The organism is Marinobacter sp., from assembly GCF_041984545.1.
Taxonomy (GTDB): Bacteria; Pseudomonadota; Gammaproteobacteria; order Pseudomonadales; family Oleiphilaceae; genus Marinobacter.
Genome location: NZ_JBHIXV010000125.1, coordinates 290 through 503 on the forward strand (window position 1 = coordinate 290; position 214 = coordinate 503).

1 protein-coding gene is annotated in these 214 nt (G+C 61.2%); it reads left to right on the forward strand.

Translation table 11 applies throughout. The features are described from left to right. The coding region (locus tag ACFC20_RS17855; RefSeq protein WP_375194154.1) for an alpha/beta fold hydrolase at positions 1-214 on the forward strand (214 nt) is incomplete at both ends.

Genomic DNA, 214 nt, shown 5'->3' on the forward strand with positions numbered 1-214 from the left:
GATCTTGCCGAACTGGTTGAGGCGCATTTGTTGTCGGGCGAAGTCGCTCAGGTCGATCTGGTCGGGCATTCCCTGGGCGGGATCGTTTGCGCGCTCTATGCCGCGGCGTTCCCGGAGCGAGTCCGGAAGCTGGTGATGATTGACAGCCTGGGCGCGATGAGTCGTCCCGTAGATCAAACCATACCGCAACTGCGTCGCGCCATTCAGAAACGGC